At 53.8% G+C, this 20,795-nt stretch carries 19 protein-coding genes and 1 pseudogene; 3 read left to right on the top strand and 17 right to left on the bottom strand.

What is annotated here, in order from left to right:
• Positions 1-84: 84 nt before the first annotated feature.
• The 5 genes from CKL79_RS02990 to CKL79_RS02970 all read right to left on the bottom strand — a co-directional run bounded on the left by CKL79_RS02990 (position 85) and on the right by CKL79_RS02970 (position 4,006).
• Complete coding sequence (locus tag CKL79_RS02990; protein WP_121968098.1) at positions 85-291, bottom strand: hypothetical protein; 207 nt, start codon at positions 289-291, stop codon at positions 85-87.
• Between the two features lie 194 nt (positions 292-485).
• Positions 486-1,880, bottom strand: coding sequence for a PP2C family protein-serine/threonine phosphatase (locus tag CKL79_RS02985; protein WP_346427040.1), 1,395 nt, complete (start codon positions 1,878-1,880; stop codon positions 486-488).
• A 398-nt stretch (positions 1,881-2,278) separates the two neighbouring features.
• Positions 2,279-3,067 (bottom strand): cobalt-precorrin-6A reductase, encoded by a 789-nt coding sequence (locus CKL79_RS02980; protein WP_121968096.1) that lies wholly within the window; start codon positions 3,065-3,067, stop codon positions 2,279-2,281.
• A 6-nt stretch (positions 3,068-3,073) separates the two neighbouring features.
• Entirely contained in the window at positions 3,074-3,805 is a 732-nt protein-coding gene (locus tag CKL79_RS02975; protein WP_121968095.1) for a class I SAM-dependent methyltransferase, read from the bottom strand.
• 15 nt (positions 3,806-3,820) lie between these two features.
• Positions 3,821-4,006: a hypothetical protein gene (locus tag CKL79_RS02970; protein ID WP_121968094.1), complete on the bottom strand. Its 186-nt coding sequence runs from the start codon at positions 4,004-4,006 to the stop codon at positions 3,821-3,823.
• Between the two features lie 320 nt (positions 4,007-4,326).
• Here CKL79_RS02970 and CKL79_RS02965 point away from each other — a divergent pair, with 320 nt between their 5' ends.
• Positions 4,327-6,837: a mannose-1-phosphate guanyltransferase gene (locus CKL79_RS02965; RefSeq protein ID WP_121968093.1), complete on the top strand. Its 2,511-nt coding sequence runs from the start codon at positions 4,327-4,329 to the stop codon at positions 6,835-6,837.
• Positions 6,838-6,849: 12 nt separating this feature from the next.
• Complete coding sequence (locus tag CKL79_RS02960) at positions 6,850-7,317, top strand: single-stranded DNA-binding protein (protein ID WP_121968092.1); 468 nt, start codon at positions 6,850-6,852, stop codon at positions 7,315-7,317.
• A 105-nt stretch (positions 7,318-7,422) separates the two neighbouring features.
• On the opposite strand, the gene CKL79_RS02955 is transcribed toward CKL79_RS02960, so the two are convergent.
• The 6 genes and pseudogenes from CKL79_RS02955 to thyX all read right to left on the bottom strand — a co-directional run bounded on the left by CKL79_RS02955 (position 7,423) and on the right by thyX (position 14,632).
• Positions 7,423-7,737 carry an STAS domain-containing protein gene (locus CKL79_RS02955; RefSeq protein ID WP_121968091.1) on the bottom strand — a complete coding sequence of 105 codons (315 nt, stop codon included), beginning with the start codon at positions 7,735-7,737 and terminating at the stop codon, positions 7,423-7,425.
• A gap of 149 nt (positions 7,738-7,886) precedes the next feature.
• Positions 7,887-9,014, bottom strand: coding sequence for a glycerate kinase (locus CKL79_RS02950; RefSeq protein ID WP_121968090.1), 1,128 nt, complete (start codon positions 9,012-9,014; stop codon positions 7,887-7,889).
• Complete coding sequence (locus tag CKL79_RS02945) at positions 9,007-10,842, bottom strand: DUF3352 domain-containing protein (RefSeq protein WP_170943945.1); 1,836 nt, start codon at positions 10,840-10,842, stop codon at positions 9,007-9,009. The genes CKL79_RS02950 and CKL79_RS02945 overlap by 8 nt, the downstream gene beginning before the upstream one ends.
• 123 nt (positions 10,843-10,965) lie before the next feature.
• The gene (lexA, locus tag CKL79_RS02940) at positions 10,966-11,571 is read right to left on the bottom strand and encodes a transcriptional repressor LexA (protein WP_121968088.1); all 606 of its coding nucleotides are present in this window, start codon (positions 11,569-11,571) and stop codon (positions 10,966-10,968) included.
• 239 nt (positions 11,572-11,810) lie between these two features.
• Positions 11,811-12,980: pseudogene (rpoD, locus tag CKL79_RS02935) on the bottom strand (RNA polymerase sigma factor RpoD); the annotation flags it as partial.
• A 929-nt stretch (positions 12,981-13,909) separates the two neighbouring features.
• Entirely contained in the window at positions 13,910-14,632 is a 723-nt protein-coding gene (gene thyX / locus CKL79_RS02930; RefSeq protein ID WP_121968086.1) for an FAD-dependent thymidylate synthase, read from the bottom strand.
• 224 nt (positions 14,633-14,856) lie between these two features.
• Here thyX and msrA point away from each other — a divergent pair, with 224 nt between their 5' ends.
• The gene (msrA, locus tag CKL79_RS02925) at positions 14,857-15,522 is read left to right on the top strand and encodes a peptide-methionine (S)-S-oxide reductase MsrA (RefSeq protein WP_121968085.1); all 666 of its coding nucleotides are present in this window, start codon (positions 14,857-14,859) and stop codon (positions 15,520-15,522) included.
• An 81-nt stretch (positions 15,523-15,603) separates the two neighbouring features.
• Here msrA and galE read toward each other — a convergent pair whose 3' ends face one another.
• From galE to ruvX, 6 genes are all read right to left on the bottom strand, one after another.
• A complete protein-coding gene (gene galE, locus CKL79_RS02920) occupies positions 15,604-16,650 on the bottom strand; it encodes a UDP-glucose 4-epimerase GalE (protein ID WP_121968084.1) in 1,047 nt (348 codons plus the stop codon).
• Positions 16,651-16,794: 144 nt separating this feature from the next.
• The gene (gene proB / locus CKL79_RS02915) at positions 16,795-17,901 is read right to left on the bottom strand and encodes a glutamate 5-kinase (protein ID WP_121968083.1); all 1,107 of its coding nucleotides are present in this window, start codon (positions 17,899-17,901) and stop codon (positions 16,795-16,797) included.
• A gap of 3 nt (positions 17,902-17,904) precedes the next feature.
• The gene (locus CKL79_RS02910) at positions 17,905-18,438 is read right to left on the bottom strand and encodes a YqeG family HAD IIIA-type phosphatase (RefSeq protein ID WP_121968082.1); all 534 of its coding nucleotides are present in this window, start codon (positions 18,436-18,438) and stop codon (positions 17,905-17,907) included.
• Between the two features lie 73 nt (positions 18,439-18,511).
• Positions 18,512-19,567: an endolytic transglycosylase MltG gene (mltG, locus tag CKL79_RS02905; RefSeq protein WP_121968081.1), complete on the bottom strand. Its 1,056-nt coding sequence runs from the start codon at positions 19,565-19,567 to the stop codon at positions 18,512-18,514.
• Positions 19,568-19,651: 84 nt separating this feature from the next.
• The gene (locus tag CKL79_RS02900) at positions 19,652-20,224 is read right to left on the bottom strand and encodes a DUF3727 domain-containing protein (protein ID WP_170943944.1); all 573 of its coding nucleotides are present in this window, start codon (positions 20,222-20,224) and stop codon (positions 19,652-19,654) included.
• A 73-nt stretch (positions 20,225-20,297) separates the two neighbouring features.
• On the bottom strand, positions 20,298-20,777 hold the full coding sequence (gene ruvX, locus CKL79_RS02895) for a Holliday junction resolvase RuvX (RefSeq protein WP_240518608.1): 480 nt from the start codon (positions 20,775-20,777) through the stop codon (positions 20,298-20,300).
• Positions 20,778-20,795 lie beyond the last annotated feature (18 nt).

Here is a 20,795-nt window from a genome sequence, read left to right as displayed (position 1 = left end):
TTTGAGCGGCCTTCCTTTTGTTCTGTCAAGGTTCCCTGGTCTGCTGTTGGCTCCCCTTTCATATCAACTGGATATCAACTGGCCTCAGCCGTAGGAAGACATCGACTTAAAAGCGTAGCCCAGCACCAGCCCAATCAGCAGCGCCCACAGTTGCCCCGACTGATAGAAACCGGTCAGCATCTCGCCAGTAGAGCCGATGAGGTCTTGATCAAAGTATTGCTGGCCAATGACAGGCGTACCCGTGACGGCAGTCGTCTCAAACTGAGCAGTATAAAACTCAAAAGGTTCCATAGATTTTTAGCGGCGATCGCTATCTAATAGGCACCCACCCAAAATACCCGTAACCGCGTGAGCAACTAACAAAGCTGAATTGATTTTGGGGCGGTAATTCTGTTTGGTAAATATTCCTGATGCGCAGAAAAGGGAATAGAAAGTAGGAGATAGGTGCTAAAGCGTGAGACATCTACCGCCCCCTGGGGAAAAGCTCAAGACAATACGCCAGTTGAAAGCTGCCTAAACTCAGCGGGCGCAGTCACCCGCATCACCACCAGGGTTGTATCGTCTTCGGCTTCTCGGTCGGCGCCGACAAAACGCTGAAGCATATTGAACAAATAATCTAAAATCTCTTCGGCGCTAGAGAGATTGCGACAGGCCCAGCAAGAGGATTCTATTAAGTTATCCTCATCAAACCGTTTGCCGCCGCTGTTGGCAGCTTCGGTAAAGCCATCGGTATAGTAAATAACGGTATCTCCCGGCTGAAGCTGAACCTGGTTTTCCTGGTAGTGAGTATCCATGTCTAGCCCTAGCAGCATGCCGTCGGCATCGAGGCGGGTTATCTGCCCGGTCGCGGCCCGCCATAGCAGCGGCGGATTGTGAGCGGCGTTGCCATAGGCCAACATCTGAGTGCGCGGATCATACTGGGCGCAAAACAGGGTGACAAAGCGATTAGAGCTTTCTAAGTCGGTGCGCATGACCCAGTTAAGGTGCTGCAATAGCTGTCCGGGCGAGTGGCGGTTGAGCACTTCAGCGCGCAGCATGCCGCGCAGCATGGTCATCATCAGCCCTGCCGGTACGCCTTTACCCATTACATCGCCGACCGCAAAGCTCCAGGGCTTTTGCCCAGAGGCGGGGGCGTTAGGCTGCCGCAGCTGCTCGTAGGTTGTTGGGATAAAGTCGTAATAGTCGCCGCCAACCTTATTGGCGGTTTTGCAGCGAGCAGCCAGGTCAATGCCTTCGATGGTCGGGCACTCGTGGGGCAGCAGCTGCGCCTGGATTTCAGCGCCCAGTTCCAGCTCTCTGTCAATGCGTTCTTTGTGGCGCAGCTCATGAGTAAGCTCGTTGTTTTCGATGGCGACAGCCGTTTGATCGGCCACCAGACGCACTAGCTTTTGGCGGGTTTCACTCCAGGTATAGTCGCCCTCATTGCTGAAGACATACAGCCGCCCTCGCTCTACATTTTGCACAATGATGGCGGTGCCAAAGATCTGAAAATCTGCGCCTAAGTACCGTCCTGCCTGCTGGTCAAGCGACAGCATGGCGTGGGTCAAGGTAGCGGTTTCACTCGCTGCATTTAGCGATACCGTCGTCTGCCGGGTAGCCATCTCCAGTGCCAGGCGGACGTTTTGGCAGTCGTCAGAGCCCGCACAGTGCACCTGCTCTAGCCGCAGCTGCCCATCCGGCTGAAACATCACCAGCGCCCCACCATAGGCGTCAGTTACCCGGCTGGCAATCATCGGAATCAGCTCTAAAAACTGGCTGAGGTTGTTCAGACTGCGCAGGGCGAACCCTAGCGATCCCAGCAGATCTTGAATCTTGTATTGCTCGCGCTGTAGTCGGGAGACCAGTTCTCTGAGCGCATATACCGAAGTGCTACTGGGCATTGCCGGGCTGGGCCGGGGTGGATTGGGCAACGTCGGCCCAGCGGTATCACTAGGAACTGTACGACCACTGCTCTCTGACGACCTGCCTTCTGGCGACGAATTAAATGGTGGAGTCGGCCTAGATTGCATAGGAGAAGAGGGCATAGGGAGTTAGTTAGGCAAAGGGCAACGACTGTTAAGAATTGCGTCGGAGCCAATTGTCTTGGCAGTGAGTAAGCATTGTGCGAAAAGTAGCCATCACGATAGCACTTCTTGGCACATAGTCAAGGTGAAATTGGTCTTTTTGCGTGACTGGTCGCTTTTTTAGTGATTTCTGCGCTGACCGCTGATGGCGATCGCCACTCATTTACTCTGCTTGACTGATTGAATTGATTGAGCTGCTCCCCTTAAGCGTCAGGTTAGTACAGACTGAGCGCTTCTGAGCAAAATTTAACAGCTATAGACAAAGTGCTGGTTTGCTTGGGGTAGGTGATCGCCGGACGTTGGATCAAAATCAGACCAACGCCCAGTTGTTGAGCCACCTGCTGCTTAATGGTTTCGCCGCCGGGCTGGCCGGAGGCTTTGGCAACCACTTGGGTAATCTGCCACTGCTGCCACAGGGCTTTTTCTAAGGCGAGAGAGACGGGTGGCCTCAGGGCAATGATTTCTGAGGAGGCAAATCCGGCGGCGATCGCCCCTGCAACCGCCTCCACCGAAGGCAGCACCCGCGCAAATAGCTTTGAAGTTTGGCGCAGCGCTGTAAACCTGGCTAGATGCCGGTAGCCAATCGTCAAAAGCACCCGCTGGTCGTGCAACAAGTCGCTGGCTATTAGTGACTCTAGCGACTCAACGACTGTGAGCAACCCGTCTTGTTGCAGGGCGCTGTCTGTCTGGGCCGGGCGTTCGTAGCGTATATAGGCGATCGCCTGCTTTTGTGAGAGGGCGATCGCCTGCTGAGAAATTTCACAGGCAAACGGATGAGACGCATCTAAAATGCACTGCACCCGCTGCTGCATGACGAACGCCTGAATGGCTTCAGCCGTGAGCTTTCCGACCCGAATCTGAGCGGCATCTGGATATAGATCAGCGGCGCTTGGCGTCGTTACCGTCACGAGGTAAGGCACGCCCTGAGCTGAGAGTCGTCTCGCGAGATCAGCGCTTTCGCGGGTACCGCCAATCAGCCAAACCTGGGGTGTGATCGCCGTCAAAGCCGACTACCAGCGCACTTTATAGAGGTGAAACAGCTCGCCTTCTTGTTGCTTGACGACTTTGGCTCCGGTTGCTTTTATGAGCGATCGCCAGTCAGTCAAACTCTCTAAAAAGACTTCTGCGCCCAGATAAGTCTCTAAAATGGCCCAGTTTTCCGCTAGCGCCTGCTCTGGGTCGACCACATCAAATACAAAAAAGCCACCCGGTTTCAGCAGTGGCTTCACCGCCTCCATCACCGCCTGCCAATAGTCCAGCGGGTAGTAGCAGCTAAAGCCCGTCGCAATCACCAGATCAAAGCTCGCAGGCGGATAGTCTAGCTGATGGGCCGGGCCTTGCTTGACCCCTTTAAACAGCTTAGAGTCCAGCTGAGGGCCGCGCTGATGCAGGGTCTTAGTTGCAGTCTCGCTCACATCTTGCCCGTGAAACAGCGCCTGCCAGCTCTTCCATTCGTAGATCAAAAAGCTAAACCCGCAGCCCAAGTCCAAGCAGTGCTGATTTTTTTTCGGCTGAGCGATCTGCCAGAACGGTGAAGCAATGCGCGAATTCAGCGAGCCCGCTGCCCAGTCACGAAATACCGGCATCGCTTCGACTTCTTCGGGTAGATCAAAAGACTCACCCGCATACTCCGCATCAAACCGTTGGGCGACCGCACTAATCATGGGCAGCCAGGGCACAGACTTGGCTTGCAAGACATCCCCCAAGGGGGATTGGGACGATTTACTTATGCTTTGACCCATCTGCGCTACTGTCCTTTAAGAGCCCTTGATGGCCTTAGTAAAATTGCGTCTGTAGTCCTTATTGCCAATCAAGAAAAACGGCCATAGCAAAGTCAAATAGGCTTTACCCGTGCTGAAATTTGTGCGGTTAAACCCCTGCCAAAACTTCCAGGCTCCAGCACCATAAACGCCCAGCAAAATAATCGTAATCAAGGTACTCATTGACGCCCTCCTAGCGTGTTTCCACACTTAAATTGATAGCTCTGTTTGATGACTCTATGACCATAATGATATCAATAGCCTCATGACAGCTCACCTGAGATAGCCGCCCAGTCATCTAGAGATAATCTAGCCCACCATAGCCGCCGCTGCGGAAAATCGCCCTTGATTACAACATCTGCTTAATAAAAAGCGGGCGCTTGCTCTCGCGCTGTGGCTCCGACCGCTTTTTTAAGCGTTTCAAAGGTAGCGCCGTAGGCAACAAGCATCCTGCTTTTCGCAACTCCTATAAAATACATTAGTGACTCATCTGGAGAGTAACTATGCGTGCAGTAATCATGGCCGGTGGCTCAGGAACCAGGCTCAGGCCCCTGACCTGTGACCTGCCTAAGCCTATGGTACCTGTGCTCAACCGCCCTATTGCCGAGCACATTATCAATTTGCTTAAGCGCTATGGCATCACAGAGATTATTGCCACTCTGTTTTATCTGCCCGATGTCATGCGGGACTATTTTCAAAACGGTCAAGATTTTGGGGTGCAGATTACCTACGCTGTCGAAGAAGATCAGCCCCTAGGAACCGCTGGCAGCGTCAAAAATGTCTCTGAACTGCTCGACGATACTTTTCTGGTCATTAGCGGCGACAGCATTACCGATTTTAATCTGCAAAAGGCGATAGATTTTCACCGGACAAAGGGCGCTAAGGCCACGCTGGTGCTGACCCGTGTGCCTAATCCGATTGAGTTTGGCGTTGTGATTACTAACTCCAGCGGGGAGATTGTGCGCTTTTTGGAGAAGCCTTCTGCCAGCGAGATTTTTTCAGATACGGTAAATACAGGCATCTATATTCTGGAGCCCGAGGTGCTGGAGTATTTGCTGCCTGAGTGCGAGCAAGACTTTTCGACTGATCTCTTTCCACTGCTGCTAGAGAAAGGCGAGCCGATGTATGGGTATATCGCTGAGGGCTACTGGTGCGATGTGGGTCATCTTGATGCCTACCGCGAAGCCCATTACGACGCACTGCAGGGCCGCGTAAAAATTGACTATGCTTACCCTGAAGTCAGTAGCGGAGTGTGGGTCGGCAAAAACACCTGCATCGATCCGACTGCCAAGATCATGCCGCCTGTGTTGATTGGCAGCAATTGTCGCATCGGCCCCAGAGCGCTGCTAGAGCCAGGTACAGTCGTCGGGGATAATGTCACGATTGGCAGCGACGCCGATCTCAAGCGGCCCATCATCTGGAATGGCGCGGTGATTGGAGATGATACGCATCTGCGGGCCTGTGTGATCGCTCGGGGCACCCGCGCTGATCGCCGCGCTCAGATACTGGAAGGTGCTGTTGTCGGGGCGCTTTCGACGATTGGAGAAGAGGCCCAAATTAGCCCAGGGGTAAGGGTCTGGCCTAGTAAGCTGATTGAGTCGGGCGCGACGCTGAATATCAATTTGATCTGGGGGAAGACGGCTCAGCGCAATCTGTTTGGCCAGCGCGGGGTGGCGGGCCTAGCCAATGTCGATATCACGCCTGAGTTTGCGGTAAAGCTAGGTGCCGCCTATGGCTCTACGCTGAAGCCCAGCGACCATGTGACGGTGTCTCGAGATCAGCGCAGCATTTCGCGAATGGTGACGCGCTCACTCATTGCCGGACTGATGTCAGTGGGCATTCATGTACAAAATTTAGAGGCCATTTCAATTCCGGTGGCCAGAAATGTGCTGCCGGCGCTCAATGTGGCCGGGGGAATTCACGTTCGGATTCACCCTGATCGCTCGGATCATCTGTTGATTGAGTTTTTTGACGACCAAGGCATCGACATTCCCAAAGCCCAAGAGAAGAAGATTGAAGGGGCTTACTTCAAGGAGAATTTACGGCGATCGCAAATCCACGAAATCGGCTCTGTCTCCTACCCCAGCGGCCTGCTAGATGCCTATACAACGGCCTTTGAAGATCATCTTAATATAGGATCGATTCGCAGCAGCAAGTCCAAGATTGTGATTGACTACGCCTATGCGGTGTCGGGCGCGGTTTTACCCCAACTGCTCGGCAAGTTTGGTTGCGACGCGGTGGTGCTCAATGCCAGCTTAAATCCGACGGTGCCCTCGGCGGCGGCTCGTGAGGTGCTACTCGGTCAGCTCGGGAAGGTGGTGCTGGCTTTGCAGGCGACTTTTGGCGTGCAAATTTTGGCCAACGGCGAGCAGTTGGTGCTCGTTGATGAAATTGGTTCACCCATTCGTGGTGAACAGCTAACGGCGCTGATGGCCTATATGATTTTGACTGCGCACCCCCGAGGGACGGTGGTTGTGCCCGTTCACGCCTCAGGTGCAATCGAAGAAATTGCCCGTCGCCATGACGGTCAGGTGATCCGCACTAAGGCCAACCCGACCGCGCTGATGGAAGCTTGCCGCACCCATCCTAATGTGGTGCTCGGTGGCAGTGGCGATATGGGCTTCATTTTTCCGCAGCTTCATCCCGGTTTTGATGCGATGTTTTGCGTGGCTAAGCTGATTGAGATGCTGCTAATTCAAGAGCGATCGCTAGGCAAAATTTGGGAGGAGCTGCCGCGCATTTCCCACCGCTCTCAGAGCATCCGCTGCCCCTGGACGATTAAGGGAGCCCTCATGCGCTATCTTGTAGAGACCCATCCGGCTGATAGTTTAGAACTGGTCGATGGCGTTAAAATAGTAGACCCGAGCCGACAGAACTGGGTGCTAATTTTACCCGATGCCAGTGAGCCTTTGGTGCGTATTTTTGCCAATAGCGAAGATCGAAATTGGGTAGATAGGCAGCTGCAAACGTATCGGCAGAAGGTTCAACACTTCATTGAAGTAGAGCAGAATTAAGGAAGAGCGGGTATGAACAACTGCATCTTAATGGCGGAAATTGTGGAGGCTCCTCAGCTGCGCTACACCGCCGATAATCAAACGCCGATTGCGGAGTTTGTCGTTAAGTTTCCGGGGCTGCGGGAAGGCGATGCGCCCGGTCAGATGAAAGCCATTGGTTGGGGCAATCTTGCCCAAGAGATTCAGGAGCGCTATCAGGCAGGTGACCGCGTCCTGTTAGAAGGCCGGTTAGGAATGAACACGCTAGAGCGGCCTGAGGGCTTTAAAGAAAAGCGGGTTGAAATGACGGTTCAGCGAGTCAGCCCGATTGGTGATTTGCAGGCCATGGCGATCGCCGAACCTACGCCTATGGCCGAAGGCAAGTTCGCAGGTAGCAGCAGCTCTCCGGCTTCTGTCCCCTCAGCGGCTGCGCCTTCTGCGCCCGCCGCTGCTAAACCCGCCGCTGCCGAAACGCCTGATTACGACGACATCCCTTTCTAAAGGGATCTGCGGGCTGACAGTCTGCCAACTGACTGTTGACTGACTACTGACTGCCTGACTAATCATTGACTGGCTGCTAATCAGCTAGCTACCAATTAACGACCACTACCGTGAAGCTTCAAAAGCTTCGCGGTTTTCAAATATTTCAAACACCCGGTCCATGCTGGTGAGTTCAAACAGCATTTTGACCTGAGGATTGATTGCGCAGACGACCATTTCGCAGCCCTGCGATCGCACCTTCTTCAGTACAGAGACTAGAACGCCCAGTCCAGAGCTGTCGATAAAAGTGATGTCTTTAAGATCCATCAGCAGCGTCTTGGCCCCGGTCGAGAGGGCGCTATCGACTTGAGCGCGAACCTCTTCTGCTTGAGTGCTATCTAGAATGCCAGAGGGCACTAGCACTTGAACGGTTGTATCCATACTCACCATGTTCATTTAGGTTCCCTTCTCTACTGACGGTACTTTACTATTTAGCTTAGAAGCAACTGCCATTTTGTCAGGTAGAGACAGCTGCTGGCTAGAAAGACGAGTCACCAGCCCTAACTCTTTGCTGAGTCTCTACGGGAGGTTCATATAAAATGAGCCCGCCCAGATGAGGGAGAATACACTTCACTTGGGCTGTGGTCGCGCTCAACTTTTACGACCAGGCTGGTATCTGGGCTGCGAATGGCCGGGGTGATAAACAGTTCAGGGTGCAGCGCTTTCCAAAAATAGGTGACAAAGGCGGTGATCTGGCGATCGCCAAGGCCCTCTTTACCCTGCGCTTTCATCTGCTGTTCGGCCTGCTGTCGCCATTGTTGTGACTGGCGGTAGTCGGTAGGGTAGAGCACGAGCAAACTATTGAGAAAATCCCATAGGGGTAAATAGCTTTGCAGTCGGCGGTTGCTGTCTCTGGCAAACTGCCGATCAGCAGCGGTATGGATCGGGTCAGGCAGCGGATGCTGGTCGCTAAAGACGCTGTCATCTACGGGCCGCGTGCCGACAAGCCAGCCCTCAAATAGCACAATCGTTGGGGCCGGTAGGGTAAGGGAGCGCGTGCGATCGCCATCCCCTTGATACAGCGACTTATCAAACTGGGGTAGCGTGATCTGCTCACTAGCTGACGCATTTTTAATTTGCCTCAGCGTGCGCTGCCCTAGCTCAATATCGTGCGTACCCGGCGGGCCGCGCCAAATCAGCCGGGGATCTTGCGCTCTCAGCTCACAGCGCTGGGCATGGGTCAGGTACAGATCATCAATAGACAGCGCCGCTGTCTGGTGGCCTAAGTGGCCTAAAATCAGTCGCAAAATTTTAGTGAGCGTCGTCTTCCCCGTCCCCTGCCCGCCTAAGATACCTTGAACCCAAGGACCGCCTAAGTCCCGCTGCTTTTTATCCAGCCACTGTGCAAGCGGCAGCCACACTGTCCATAGCGGAACAATCCAGTCTGTCCAATCACCCGGTAAGGGCATGGTGGAGTCAGGTGTCTGCTGGCAGAGGGCTTGCAGCAGCGCGGCTCTGGTCTTCAGTGCATGAACGACATGATCAGCAGAGACCTGCCAGACAGCAGCGCGGTTGGGTTCTAGCTCCCAATCAGCCATCTGCTGTTGCTCGCTGGCTGAGGGCAGATGACCCTGTGCCCAAGCAATGACCGATGGCCAGAGGGTCTGGCTAGACTCCCGTGAATGGCCAAAGTCTGAGCGGGCGGGCGGCTCACTCATTAGTTTGGCTGGGAGCTGTAGCTTGACTGGGGGCTGTTTTATCGGCGGGCTGACTCAGCTTGATAAAAATACTCGCAGTTTCACCTTCGCAGGCGGCGGCTAGCGTCTGAATATGGCTGACAAAGGGCCGTGCGGCTACGTCGATCAGGTTGAGTATGGGGAGGGCTCGCTCTGCTGTTGGGGCGATCGCTGGCCAGTCAATATAGAGATATCCCTGGTTAGAGGTGGGCAGCGGAGCGATCGCTTGGGTAAAGCGCTCAGCCTTGAGCAGTGGGTTTTGAGGCGCAGCCAAGGCACTATCCATCGCCGCTGGCGAGCTAGCAAAAATCTCGTAGTCTCCCTGCTGCAAATGTAAGCCCAAAATCTCAGTTTCTAGACTATTAGCTGCTAGCCGGCGCTGGGTCCTGACGCGAAATCGGGTCCAGGCGATCGCTTCGTCTGCCCCGATACTGACAGGAACGGCGCTATAGCCTTGAGCCACGATAGCTCGATCAAGACTGGCTATCCCCTCAGTATCGCGGACAACTGCTAGTACCCAGTCGGGCGACTGACCCACGCTAACCTGGCCTAAGCTATAGTCTGCCGTTGCCCAGTTCCATAGCTCAGGTGACAGCTGAGTTGGCTGTGGAGTACTGGCGACAACACCCTTTTCAGCGGTACCATTTCCACCCGCTGCCGGCTGTTCTAAGAAAAGAAAATCGGGTAAGAGATGGCTGGGTAAGCCTGCTGCTGTAAGCGTAGGCGCTAACTGACTGAGGTCACGGCTGGCAAGCGCGATCACACTATCTGCTGGTAGATACTTCAGGGCAGCTTCAGGGCGGCTCTGGGCAGCGGCATCTGCTGGCAGCTGATCTAATAGCTGGTCTGAGAGCTGAGCATGAGCTATCAGGCCGTTACGGGTGACGCCCAAGCTGACTGCTGTAAACGCTGCGCGGTCTCTGCCCCTATGCAGACTTGACTCGGCTAAATCGGGCTCGCCGCTGCCAATTTTTCCTAGCTCTGCTGCATTGAAGTAGGCAAGGCCAATTCGCTGGGTGGGGAGCTGAGCGATCGCCTGCCGGTAAGCCCGGTTCTGAGCTAAGTTTGCAGCCGTCTGGGTCGCCCGTATGCTGCGTTGCAGCACCCGGACATCATTGGCAAAAATGACGAACTGGTTGCCCACTAGAGCACTAGCCGCTATTAAAGATGGGGGTCTACCCTTTAGCTGAGAGCGCGATCGCGAAGTTTCTGTCGTGAGTCGCTGGCTGCCAGGCAAGTCGTAAAGGATGCGGACACCGCTAATTTGTTGGCTACCAGGCGGGTTGCCAGTGGTCAGACTTTGCTGCTGCCAGAGCGTTTGTAAAAAATTACGGGCCTGCAGCTGTTGCCCAGGGGCGATCTCCAGAGCTAGTAGATATCCCGGCTGCTGACCGTTAGCGCTATCAAAATCTAGATCTCTGTCAGTGAGGGCAAAGGTAATCTCGCTCCCGACCCATGGCTGAATGTCGCGGTCGTAATCGAGACCTGTGTTTTCGAGCAGGCTTTGCTTGAGCTGACTAATTTCACGATGGGTCGGGCGGCGCTGGTCGGGCGAGGCGATCGCCTGCTGTAGAGCAATCAATCGCTCGGGACGAGTGAGTAGGGATAGCGCAAAAGGCGATCGCGCGGGTACAAAAGCGGTCGCTGCAGCAATGGGGCGATCTCCGCCAGACAAGAGGCTCAGCGGGCTATTTGTCGTCATATACCAAAAACCGCCGATGCCTATCGACAGCACCACCAGCACCACTGCCAGTAGTCCTACCGCAAAAGTGCGGCTAGGGCGGTCGGGGGGTTGCGCCGCAGCAGTCATCTTCTGTGCTCCCTTAGCGAGTCTCACATCAGTGTATACCGCCATTTGCGCGCTAACTGATTTGCGCGCTAACCTAGTGGCGCGCTGACCTATTCGCTCGGCTTAGCGAGGTTGCGGGCGGCGCTAGCTGAGATCCTGATTGCGCCAAACCGCCACTAATCGGCCCTGAATGTTCACCTCTTCGGCCGGGTAGTGCATCGGCTCATAGTGAGGGTTAGCGGGCTTGAGCGTGACCTTTCCGGCTTCGCGGTAGTAGTACTTTAATGTGGTGGTAGACTCTACGCGGGCCGCGACAATCGTGCCGTTGCGGATGCGGGAGGGCTCTTCGACTTCTCTCATGATGACGATATCGCCGCTGTCAATCAATGCCTCGATCATCGAGTCGCCGCTGACTCTCAGCGCAAAGTCGCCGCTCTTAAAGATTAGGGAGGCTGGGTCGAAATGCTCTAGCGTATCGGTAAAAGCTTCTACCATTGAGCCTGCGGCGATCGCTCCAAAAATAGGCACGCCCTGAGACTCTTGCAAAATTCGAATGGTGCGAGCCTTGCCTTCCGTCCAGTCAATGTACTCCTTGCGGCGCAGATGCTCTAAACGACTTTGAATGGGCGCTGGTGACTTTAGCTTCATCGCTCGCATCATCTGCCGAATTGAAGGCGAGTGTCGATTTTCTCGGATGTACCTCACCAACCAGTCGTACAGCTCTTGTTGAGCTTCAGTTAAGGGTTCCATTGTAATTTTCAGGCTACCAGCTACACACTAACAAGAACAACTGTACCAACTTGTATAAAAATTGTCCACAGGTGAGGTGGGTGGTGGGCGTGAAGTTTTGGCTGAGGCTGGGAAAAGGGAAAAGGGGAAAAGGGAAATAGGGAAAAAGGAGAGCTTGTGGGCTAGGCAAAAAAAAGAGGAAGTTCAACTATTGTCAAACTTCCTCCCTATGTATGAATTGAACTCTCCGGTCTGAACGCTTACCGGATGTATTCTTTGAGAACGCTGTTGCGATTGGGATGACGCAGCTTACGCAAAGCCTTGGCTTCGATCTGGCGGATACGCTCCCGAGTGACGTTGAAGATCTGACCGATTTCTTCTAGGGTCTTCATCCGGCCATCGTCAAGGCCGTAGCGCAGCCGCAGCACATCGCGCTCACGAGGGCTCAACGTACTGAGTACGCTTTCTAGATCTTCGCGCAGCAGGCTTTTAGAAACCTCATCTTCAGGGGTTTCGCCGTCCGACTCGATGAAGTCACCTAGACGAGAGTCTTCTTCCTTACCGATGGGCGTTTCTAGAGAGATAGGTAGCTGCGCAGACTTGGCGATAAAGCGCAGCTTCTCGATGGTCATCTCCATGCGAGTTGCGATTTCTTCTTCGGTGGGTTTGCGGCCTAGTTCTTGCGAAAGCAGCTTGGTGGTCTTTTTGATGCGCGAGATCGTTTCGTACAGGTGCACCGGTAGCCGGATGGTGCGAGACTGATCGGCGATCGCACGGGTAATCGCCTGACGAATCCACCAGGTGGCGTAGGTAGAAAACTTGTAGCCTTTCTCGTGGTCAAACTTTTCGGCGGCGCGAATCAGGCCCAGACTGCCTTCCTGGATCAAGTCCTGAAAAGACAGACCCCGGTTCATATACTTTTTGGCAATGGAGACAACCAGACGCAGGTTGGACTGCACCATCTTATCTTTGGCGCGGCGACCCAAGTGCAACCGACGCCGAAAAGCAGGAAGCGTCATATCGACCGCATTGGCCCAGTCAGTATCGGTGGGCTCATCTTCTAGCTGGTCGTCAATCTCATCGCGAATTCGCTCTAGCTCTAGCAGGTCTGCAATCTTACGGGCCAGCTCGATCTCTTCTTCAGCGCGCAGCAGGCGAATTCGCCCGATCTCTTGCAGATATAGCCGAATAGAGTCTTCGGTATAGTGCTTCTTTTTGGTCTGAGCGGTGCGGCGGCGAGTGGTTTTCCCTTTGGCAGCGCCCTTAGCGGCCCCTTTGGTGGCTTTGGTAGCAGTAGCGGTGCCTGAATCCGTTAAGTCTATGGTTTTAACGGTTGCTGACGAACTGGTCTTTTGATCGGGCTCACTGCTGGATTCTAAAGTTTGAAGTGTTTCCTTAGCCTGGGTCATGCCGCTTTCCTCTCGCTCCTTCTTATGTGTGACAGGTCAGATGTAATCAATTGAAGCTCAGTAGCCCCTCAACAAGATTGGAGTCCGATGGCTCCTCAACACATTCCATAAGGCTTTTTAGGCATCTATCTACAAAGTCGGTGTCTGGGCACGGTTATGTCTGGCGATCGCAATATCTTTTTACCGATGGGTTGTTACCGATGGGTATGTAAGCCGGTGGCCGATTCGATCAGACTGAGCCGCTTAGGACTACTGATCAGTGATGATACTTGATCAGACTTTATGTAAACAATATATGCCTAGATGCGTGCGCAAAAACGCGCCTCCGGAAAATTGCTGAACTGAGTGAGTAGATACTGAGTCAAGTTAGTCAAATTACTCATGTGGTTGTGCAGAAAAGAGGCTATCCGTTCAATCAATAAAGTTTAACCATTCTTTTCGGAACCCCATAGATTGTAGCTTTCTAGACAGAAATTCACCACCTATGGTTCCACTATCGGAGTTTTAATGATCCCTTGATGTCTTTACAGTGTTAACACGAGCTGAGAGAAATCGACCAGATGCTTTGAAGTTTCTTTGGGTGTCGCTTGTATATTTTGAGTCACCGCCTGATCAGGCAAACCGCTGAGAAGCCTGCTGTACAGACTGCTGCCATATCTATGGTAAGCATGGTCGCTATCTATATATTGAGATATGTGAGTGGCGGAAGTGGCCTAGTGCTCTCATGCTTGTCTACCTCAAATGAGTAACTACAAAGTTTTACTTTACATGGCTTAAAGTTAGGCGCGTAGTGACCGTTCAGTCATTAGATAAACTAATGCCATATATTAGTTTATCGGAAATTTAAAGCGACGCAGAAGTGCCGCTTTAAACAACCTATTGTGAACAAAAGTAAGGCGACGAACCGCTAACCCAATTGACCAAGATCTCTTCGAACTTACTGACTTTGATTAGGGAGATAGGCGAGCTTTTTTGAGACGGTTGGTCTCGTACCACTGAGCGATCGCTGGCACCCACGCTTGAAAATGTGGCCAAATCGCCTCACACAGCTTTTGCGCTTCGAGCTGAGCGTCGGCTTTCCAGCGCAGGTCTAGCAGGTGCATCAGCGAGCGAGCATTAGCCGAGACCACCCAATGCTGCCGCACATCAAACGGGATCAGCCCGCGCGCATGTTCTTCTGAGAAGCCCTGATCAATCCGGGTCTTATACCGCTGAGCCCCTTGCAAGCACCAATCGAGATCCTGCTGACGCAGCGCCTCAGTATAGTCGTACTTTTTGCCCTGGCGGTCAGTGTAAGCCCCTAGCGGGCGCAGATAAAACACATCTTCAACGTCGGCCTTCCCCAGCGCTACATCCAGAATTCTAGAACCTGTATACCGAAAGGACTGGACATCAAAGCTCAACCCGACGCGATGAGTTCGGATTTGCTGCATGGTGGAATGGGGAAAAAAGCCGCAGTTTAAGACGATTTGGGGGTGCTCTAGCGGGCCGTAGTGACCACGTCCGCCTTTGAGCAAGTTGCGAATGACGAGATCGCCTGCTTTTTCTTCTGAGGGCCATTCGCCGCGCTGATCCCAGACAAACGCCTCGGCGTAGTCCTGGTGCATGGCTGCGTAAATTGTCTGCTGAGGGTTGGGGGTTTTAGAAATGACCTCGACTCTGAATCGATCCATAGAGAAGCTGGCTCTGACAATTGATAGGCTTATATTTTCCTCGATCTTCAGGCCAGTGAGTCAGCAGGCACAGAGGATTTAACATTTCATCTGTCTGAATCGGGCTCATCTGTACGGTTTTGCCGACTGCGCAGCCAATTATACCGCGCTAAAATCAACAGTACAGTACAGACGAACTTGTCTCCACTGAGATAGGTCGCACTATTTAATTAGAGAAGAAATTTATGGCATTTTTTGGACTTGGAACCGGCAAAAAAGACACGCTCCCCAGCCCCGACGACGCGCTGCCGGGTCGGGCAAAGGAAATGCCAGTGCCCGCTAAGCACTTTATCAATGGCAACGCCCTCAAGCCACCTTTTCCGGCAGGGTTAGAAACGGCGATGTTTGGCCTGGGCTGCTTCTGGGGCGCAGAGCGCAAGTTTTGGCAGGCTGATGGCGTGCACAGCACATCTGTCGGCTATGCAGCGGGCTCTACGCCAAACCCTACTTACCGGGAAGTCTGCTCTGGTATGACGGGCCACAACGAAGTCGTGCGCGTCATTTACGATCCTAAAGTTATCAGCTACGAAGCGCTACTCAAGTTATTTTGGGAGAGCCACAACCCAACTCAGGGTATGCGTCAGGGCAACGACACGGGCACTCAGTACCGTTCTGGCGTTTACACCTACTCCGACGCGCAGCTAGAAGCCGCGAAAGAGTCGAAGGTGATGTATCAGCAGGTGCTCAACGAAGCAGGCTACGGCAACATCACGACCGAAGTTATGCCTGCACCTGAGTTTTACTACGCTGAAGACTATCATCAGCAGTATCTGGCGAAAAATCCGGGTGGCTACTGTGGCTTGGGCGGTACTAACGTTGCCTGCCCGATTGGGGTGGCGGCTGCCTCGTAGGGGCACTTGCCTGCTCGCTTGACACGAATGGGTGCAGATAGTTGATCTGCACCCGTTTTTTTATGACTTTAATCTAAAGGGTCAAGTGCGATCGCCATGCCGCTGCTGATGCCACTGCCAGGCGTGCGTGATGATATTTTCTAAATCAGGGTACTGAGGCTGCCAGTTTAAGACCTGCTGCGCCCGTTCGCTAGTACCGACCAAGCTCGGCGGATCTCCAGGGCGGCGATCGCACGGCACCGCCACAATCTCCCGTCCGGTCACCCGCCGAGCTGTCTCAATCACTTCTTTAACAGTAAAGCCGCTGCCATTCCCCAGGTTAAAAAATGAGGTTTCGCCGCCCTCCAGCAGGTACTCTAGCCCCTTGACGTGGGCATCGGCTAAGTCGCTCACGTGAATATAGTCGCGGATGCAGGTGCCATCGCGGGTTTCATAGTCGCTGCCAAAAATAGACACCGACTCGCGCTTGCCCAAAGCCGTGAACAATACCAGCGGAATCAGGTGAGTCTCGGGGCTATGGTCTTCTCCCAGACGGCCCTGCGGGTCAGCGCCAGCCGCATTGAAGTAGCGAAAGCACACCGACTGCAAACCGTAGGCGGATTGAAAGTCGAGCAGCATTTTTTCGACCATCAGCTTGCTGGTGGCATAGGGGCTGATCGGGTTTTGCGGGTGATCTTCAGGAATTGGCACCGTTTTTGGCGGGCCATAGATAGCGCAGGTAGAAGAGAAGACCAGCCGCTTGACGCCCGCTGCCACCATCGCTTCTAGTAAATTGAGCGTGCCGTATACGTTGTTGCGGTAGTATTTGGCGGGCTCACTGACCGATTCGCCGACTGCGATGTAAGCGGCAAAGTGCATCACCGCAGCAAAGTTGTAAGTGCTAAACAGCCGGTCTAATAGAGGCCGATCAGTCGTATCGCCGACGACGAGTTCGGCCTTGAGATGGCGCTTGGCTAAATCTTGATGGCCATATTCCAAGTTGTCTAAGATGACGGTTTGATAGCCTGCGGCTTCTAGCGCCAAGACAGCATGAGCGCCGATGTAGCCAGCGCCGCCAGTGACCAGCACAGCCGGTTTTCGAGAAGAATGGGTTGAAGCGTTAGGTGTGGGAGAAGAAGCGATCGCCATGGTAAGTCGAAAAGTATCTCAGCGCTTTACACGCGCAGTCTAATGCATTTGCTGGCGATCGCTATGGTTCCCTGACAAGTAAACCGCAGCTTCATATATTTGCTTCATACATCTGCTTTATACGGTCTGCCTAGTACAGCCGTTTCACGGTGCGAGTACCAGGTTATCCCGGTGAACGACCGTCTCGGCTCCGGCATATCCAAGCAAACCGGCAATATCGGCAGAGCGATGACCGCAGATTTTGCGTAGTTCGCTATCGCTGTAGTTGACTAGGCCGCGAGCGATTTCCTGGCCGCTGCGATCGCAGAGCAAAACAGCATCTTGTGAGGCAAATTCGCCTTCTACTTCAGTGATGCCAGCGGGCAGCAGCGATTTACCGGCAGTGCGAATGGCGGCGGCGGCACCCGCATCTAAGTAGATCCGTCCGGCAGGGACGATGCTGCCTGCAATCCAGCGTTTGCGGGCTGTTGACTTGCTAGCCTGCGCTTCAAAGAGGGTGCCGATGGGCTCGCCCTGCAAAACCTTGAGAATATTTTCGGGCGTTTGGCCTTGCGTGATCACAGTGTGCGTGCCAGCGGCGATCGCAATTCGAGCCGCTTCTATTTTAGTGGACATACCACCTGTGCCCCAACTCGAACCGGCGGCCCCAACCTCAGCCTCTAGCTGATCGATTTGGCGCACCCGGCTGATTGGCTGCGCCAGAGGGTTTTGCCGAGGGTCAGCAGAATAGAGCTGATCGACATCGGTAAGCAAAAATAGATAGTCAGCCGCCACCAGGCTAGCAACGAGTGCCGAGAGCGTGTCGTTATCGCCAAACTTCAGTTCGTCCGTGGCGACGGTATCATTTTCATTGACGATAGGAATCACGCCCAGCTTCATTAACTGGCGAAAAGTGCGGTAGCTGTTGACGTAGCGCGATCGCTGAGCCAAATCGCTACGAGTTAGCAGCACCTGAGCAATCGGCTGCGTGAGCGCGGTAAAAAAATCGTCATAGATTCGTATCAGCCGGCCCTGACCCACTGCCGCAACGGCCTGTTTGAGCGCCATCGTCTTGGGCCGTTGAGTAATACCCAAACGGGCGCACCCCACTCCGACTGCCCCAGAAGACACCAAAATCACTCGATGACCCAGCTGCTGAAGTTGACAAAGAGTCTCGACTAATCTGCCAATGGTTGCCAGCGCCAGCTTGCCAGTGTCGGCGCGGGTAAGGCTTGAAGTGCCAATTTTGACCACCAGCGTGTACTGAGGCATGGCTTAAAGCGTCGCCGTCAGGGTAATGCCTAGCTGCCGGGAAATCCAAAACTCCGCATTGCGCAGCAGATTTCTCGGATCTTTAGAGTTGGGCTCTAGCATCGGCTGCACCAAAATAGTGAATAGCCCTAATCGGTTGCCTGCTAAAACGTCTGTGAAGAGGCGATCGCCCACCATCGCAATCTGCTCAAAGGGTAAATCCATCGCCGTCGCTGCCTTGCGCAGCTTGCGTCGGGAGGGTTTGCCCGCGCTGGCTGTAAAGGGCACGTCTGCGCCATGAGCCATGCCCAGCGCGATTTTGCGAATCCGCTCATAGCCCACGTTGTTGCTGACTAGAGAAAGCGGCACCACCGACTGAATTTCCTCCGCCCAAGTCCGTACAGCCGGGTCGAGCTGTATTTTGCCGATGGGGATGATGGTTTCATCTACATCGAGCACCAGCCCTTTGATGCCATAGTCGCGCACCATCTTAGGGGTGATGCCCAAAACCGAATTACTGACGATTAAGTCGGGCTGTAGGAGATTGATCCAGCTCATAGCAGGGCAGATGAAGGGGACAAAGGCGCGTATCGGTCGGGGTAATTTAGCGGGCTAACCAGCTTTGAAGCAACTAGCCATCGGATTCGGCCTCAACGCGATCGCGAATTTTATTCTGAGCGGACTCATGTTCGCCGAGTGTGCGGCTAAAGACATGGGTGCCGTCATAGCGAGCGACAAAGTAGAGAAAATCGGTCGGGCCCGGATCAACGGCGGCTTGTAAGCTCTTTATGCCGGGGCTAGCGATGGGCGTCGGCGTCAGCCCTGCATTGATATAGGTATTGTAAGGATTAGGCGTCTCTACCTGAGCATACGTCAGCGGGTTTTCCGGAGTTTGAACGATGCCCAAGCCATATTCCACTGTCGGGTCAGAGCCTAGCGTCATGCCCTCTTCTAATCGGCGAGCAAATACGCTGGCAATCTGGTCGCGCTCGTCGGCAACGACGGCCTCTTTTTCTACAATACTGGCCAGGGTTACCCAGTCTAGAAGGTTATATCGGCTAGGCTGATCCTGGTAGAGAGGCAGAGCAACTTCCTCAAACTGTCTGAGCATGACATCAACTAGGCTTTCTGCCGTGACAGCAGCGCTACCAATCTGGTAGGTATTAGGGTATAAAAAGCCCTCCAAATGAGGAATGCCCTCAGGTAGCCAGGGAAAGCGCTCGTAGGGAATATTTTCAGTAGCCGCTAAAAAGTCTGCGGCGAGCACCAAATTCTGGGCCTCGAACTCTGCAGCCATGCGCTCGCGGTTCCAGCCCTCTGGAATTGTAAAGCTCACCTGCACCACATCGCCATCCCAAATGGTATCGGCAATATCTTGCAGGCTCTGGCTGGGGGAGATGACGTAGCTGCCCGCTTGAAAGCCTCCCTCTGCATTGCGAAATGACCTCCACCGGCCCAGCAGCTTCCAAGCAGTCGTTGAGCGGATTAGGCCAGCAGTTTCTAAGATTTGCCCGATCTGATTAGAGGCGGTGCCTTCGGGTATTTGCACCTGCACGAAGTTTTCTTTGGAAGTCGGCTCCTCGGCGACTGGCGACCTAGCCCAGCTCCACCAGGCCCAGCTTTGACCCGCAACTAAGCCTGCCAGCGTCAGCAGCACGATTAAAAAAAGACGTTTTGAACTACGCATATTTATGGGCATGTTCACAGGTCATAGTGAAAGGAGGCAGCTCTTTGAGGTAGGGCCACTTTTTACAAACTCTAGTGTAAGGGGTCAGTCTAAAACGTCAAACAGCTTGTCTTCTAGCTGCGATCGCATCTTTTGAAACTCCTCTGGATCGACTAGCTCTACCTTCCCCTCACGGCGACGGGCAAAGAACAGCAGCGGGTCGAGCGGTGTACAGAGTGTGTACTGCGAGTTGTCGTGGAAGAAAGTCGCCAGCATTTGAAAATCTTCAGTGGCAGCAGGGCTATCTTCCTCGCTAATTTCCAAAGAAAAGCAGTCTTCCTCATCGGCTTCGGGTAGGTCACCAGCGGCAGTGAGCGTGTGGGCAGAGCGCTCTAGCAGCAGATCAAGCTCAGCGAGTACTGCCCGCGCTGACGGAAATAGCGCGTCAATTTCTTCTTCTTCTACGTCAACTAAGACTTCTTCTTCGCTATCGTCTTCATCGGCCTGCCAGACAAAAATCTCAATCGGCAGGTTGACAGGCAGCAGCAGCAGATACTCTTCCCCGTCTACCTCCATGCTTTTCTCAACATAGCAAGGTAGCAGCCGCTCGTCTTCGTCAGTGAGCGTCACAACCGGATATTCAGCGGGCTCATCGAGCAGGTTAGGATCAAACTCCATAGCAGCGTCTCCTGAGGTAAGCAAGGGGCATGTCGGATTGGGCCTTAACGGGAAGCTTTAACGAGAGCTTCAACTAGGGTATCAGTGAGTGGGCAGAGCAGGGTAAGCCTACGGGCTGATCAGAGGATTGATCGAACCGCTCTCGCCGGTTGTCTAGCCACTGCTGTAAGATAATCGCGGCGGCCTTACGGTCAATCAGTTCTTTGTGCCTGGAGGGCGATCGCCGCTCTGCTAGCAGCATTTGCTCAGCCTGAAATGAGGTCAAACGCTCATCGACAAATTCGACCGGTAGGTCTAGCGATCGCGACAGGCGGCAGGCTAACTTTTGAATTTTCTTAGCCTGACGGCCAATTTGCCCGTCCATGGTGTAGGGCAGTCCGATCACTAACACCTCAACCGACCGCGCCCGGATTAGCTCTCGCAGCGGGTTGACCATGCTGTCAAATGAGGTGCGCCGCAGGGTGGTGAGGCCAGTCGCGATCAGGCCAGTGCGATCACACCCCGCCACCCCAATTCGCTTTGCCCCCAAATCCAAGCCCAGTGCAGAAACCATACCCTCATCGAAACCCTT

Origin of the sequence: Leptolyngbya sp. BC1307, assembly GCF_002286735.1 — a bacterium.
Classification (GTDB): Bacteria; Cyanobacteriota; Cyanobacteriia; order Phormidesmidales; family Phormidesmidaceae; genus Phormidesmis.
Note: the sequence above shows the minus strand (reverse complement) of the source record. Positions and strands in the feature narration are given on the sequence as shown.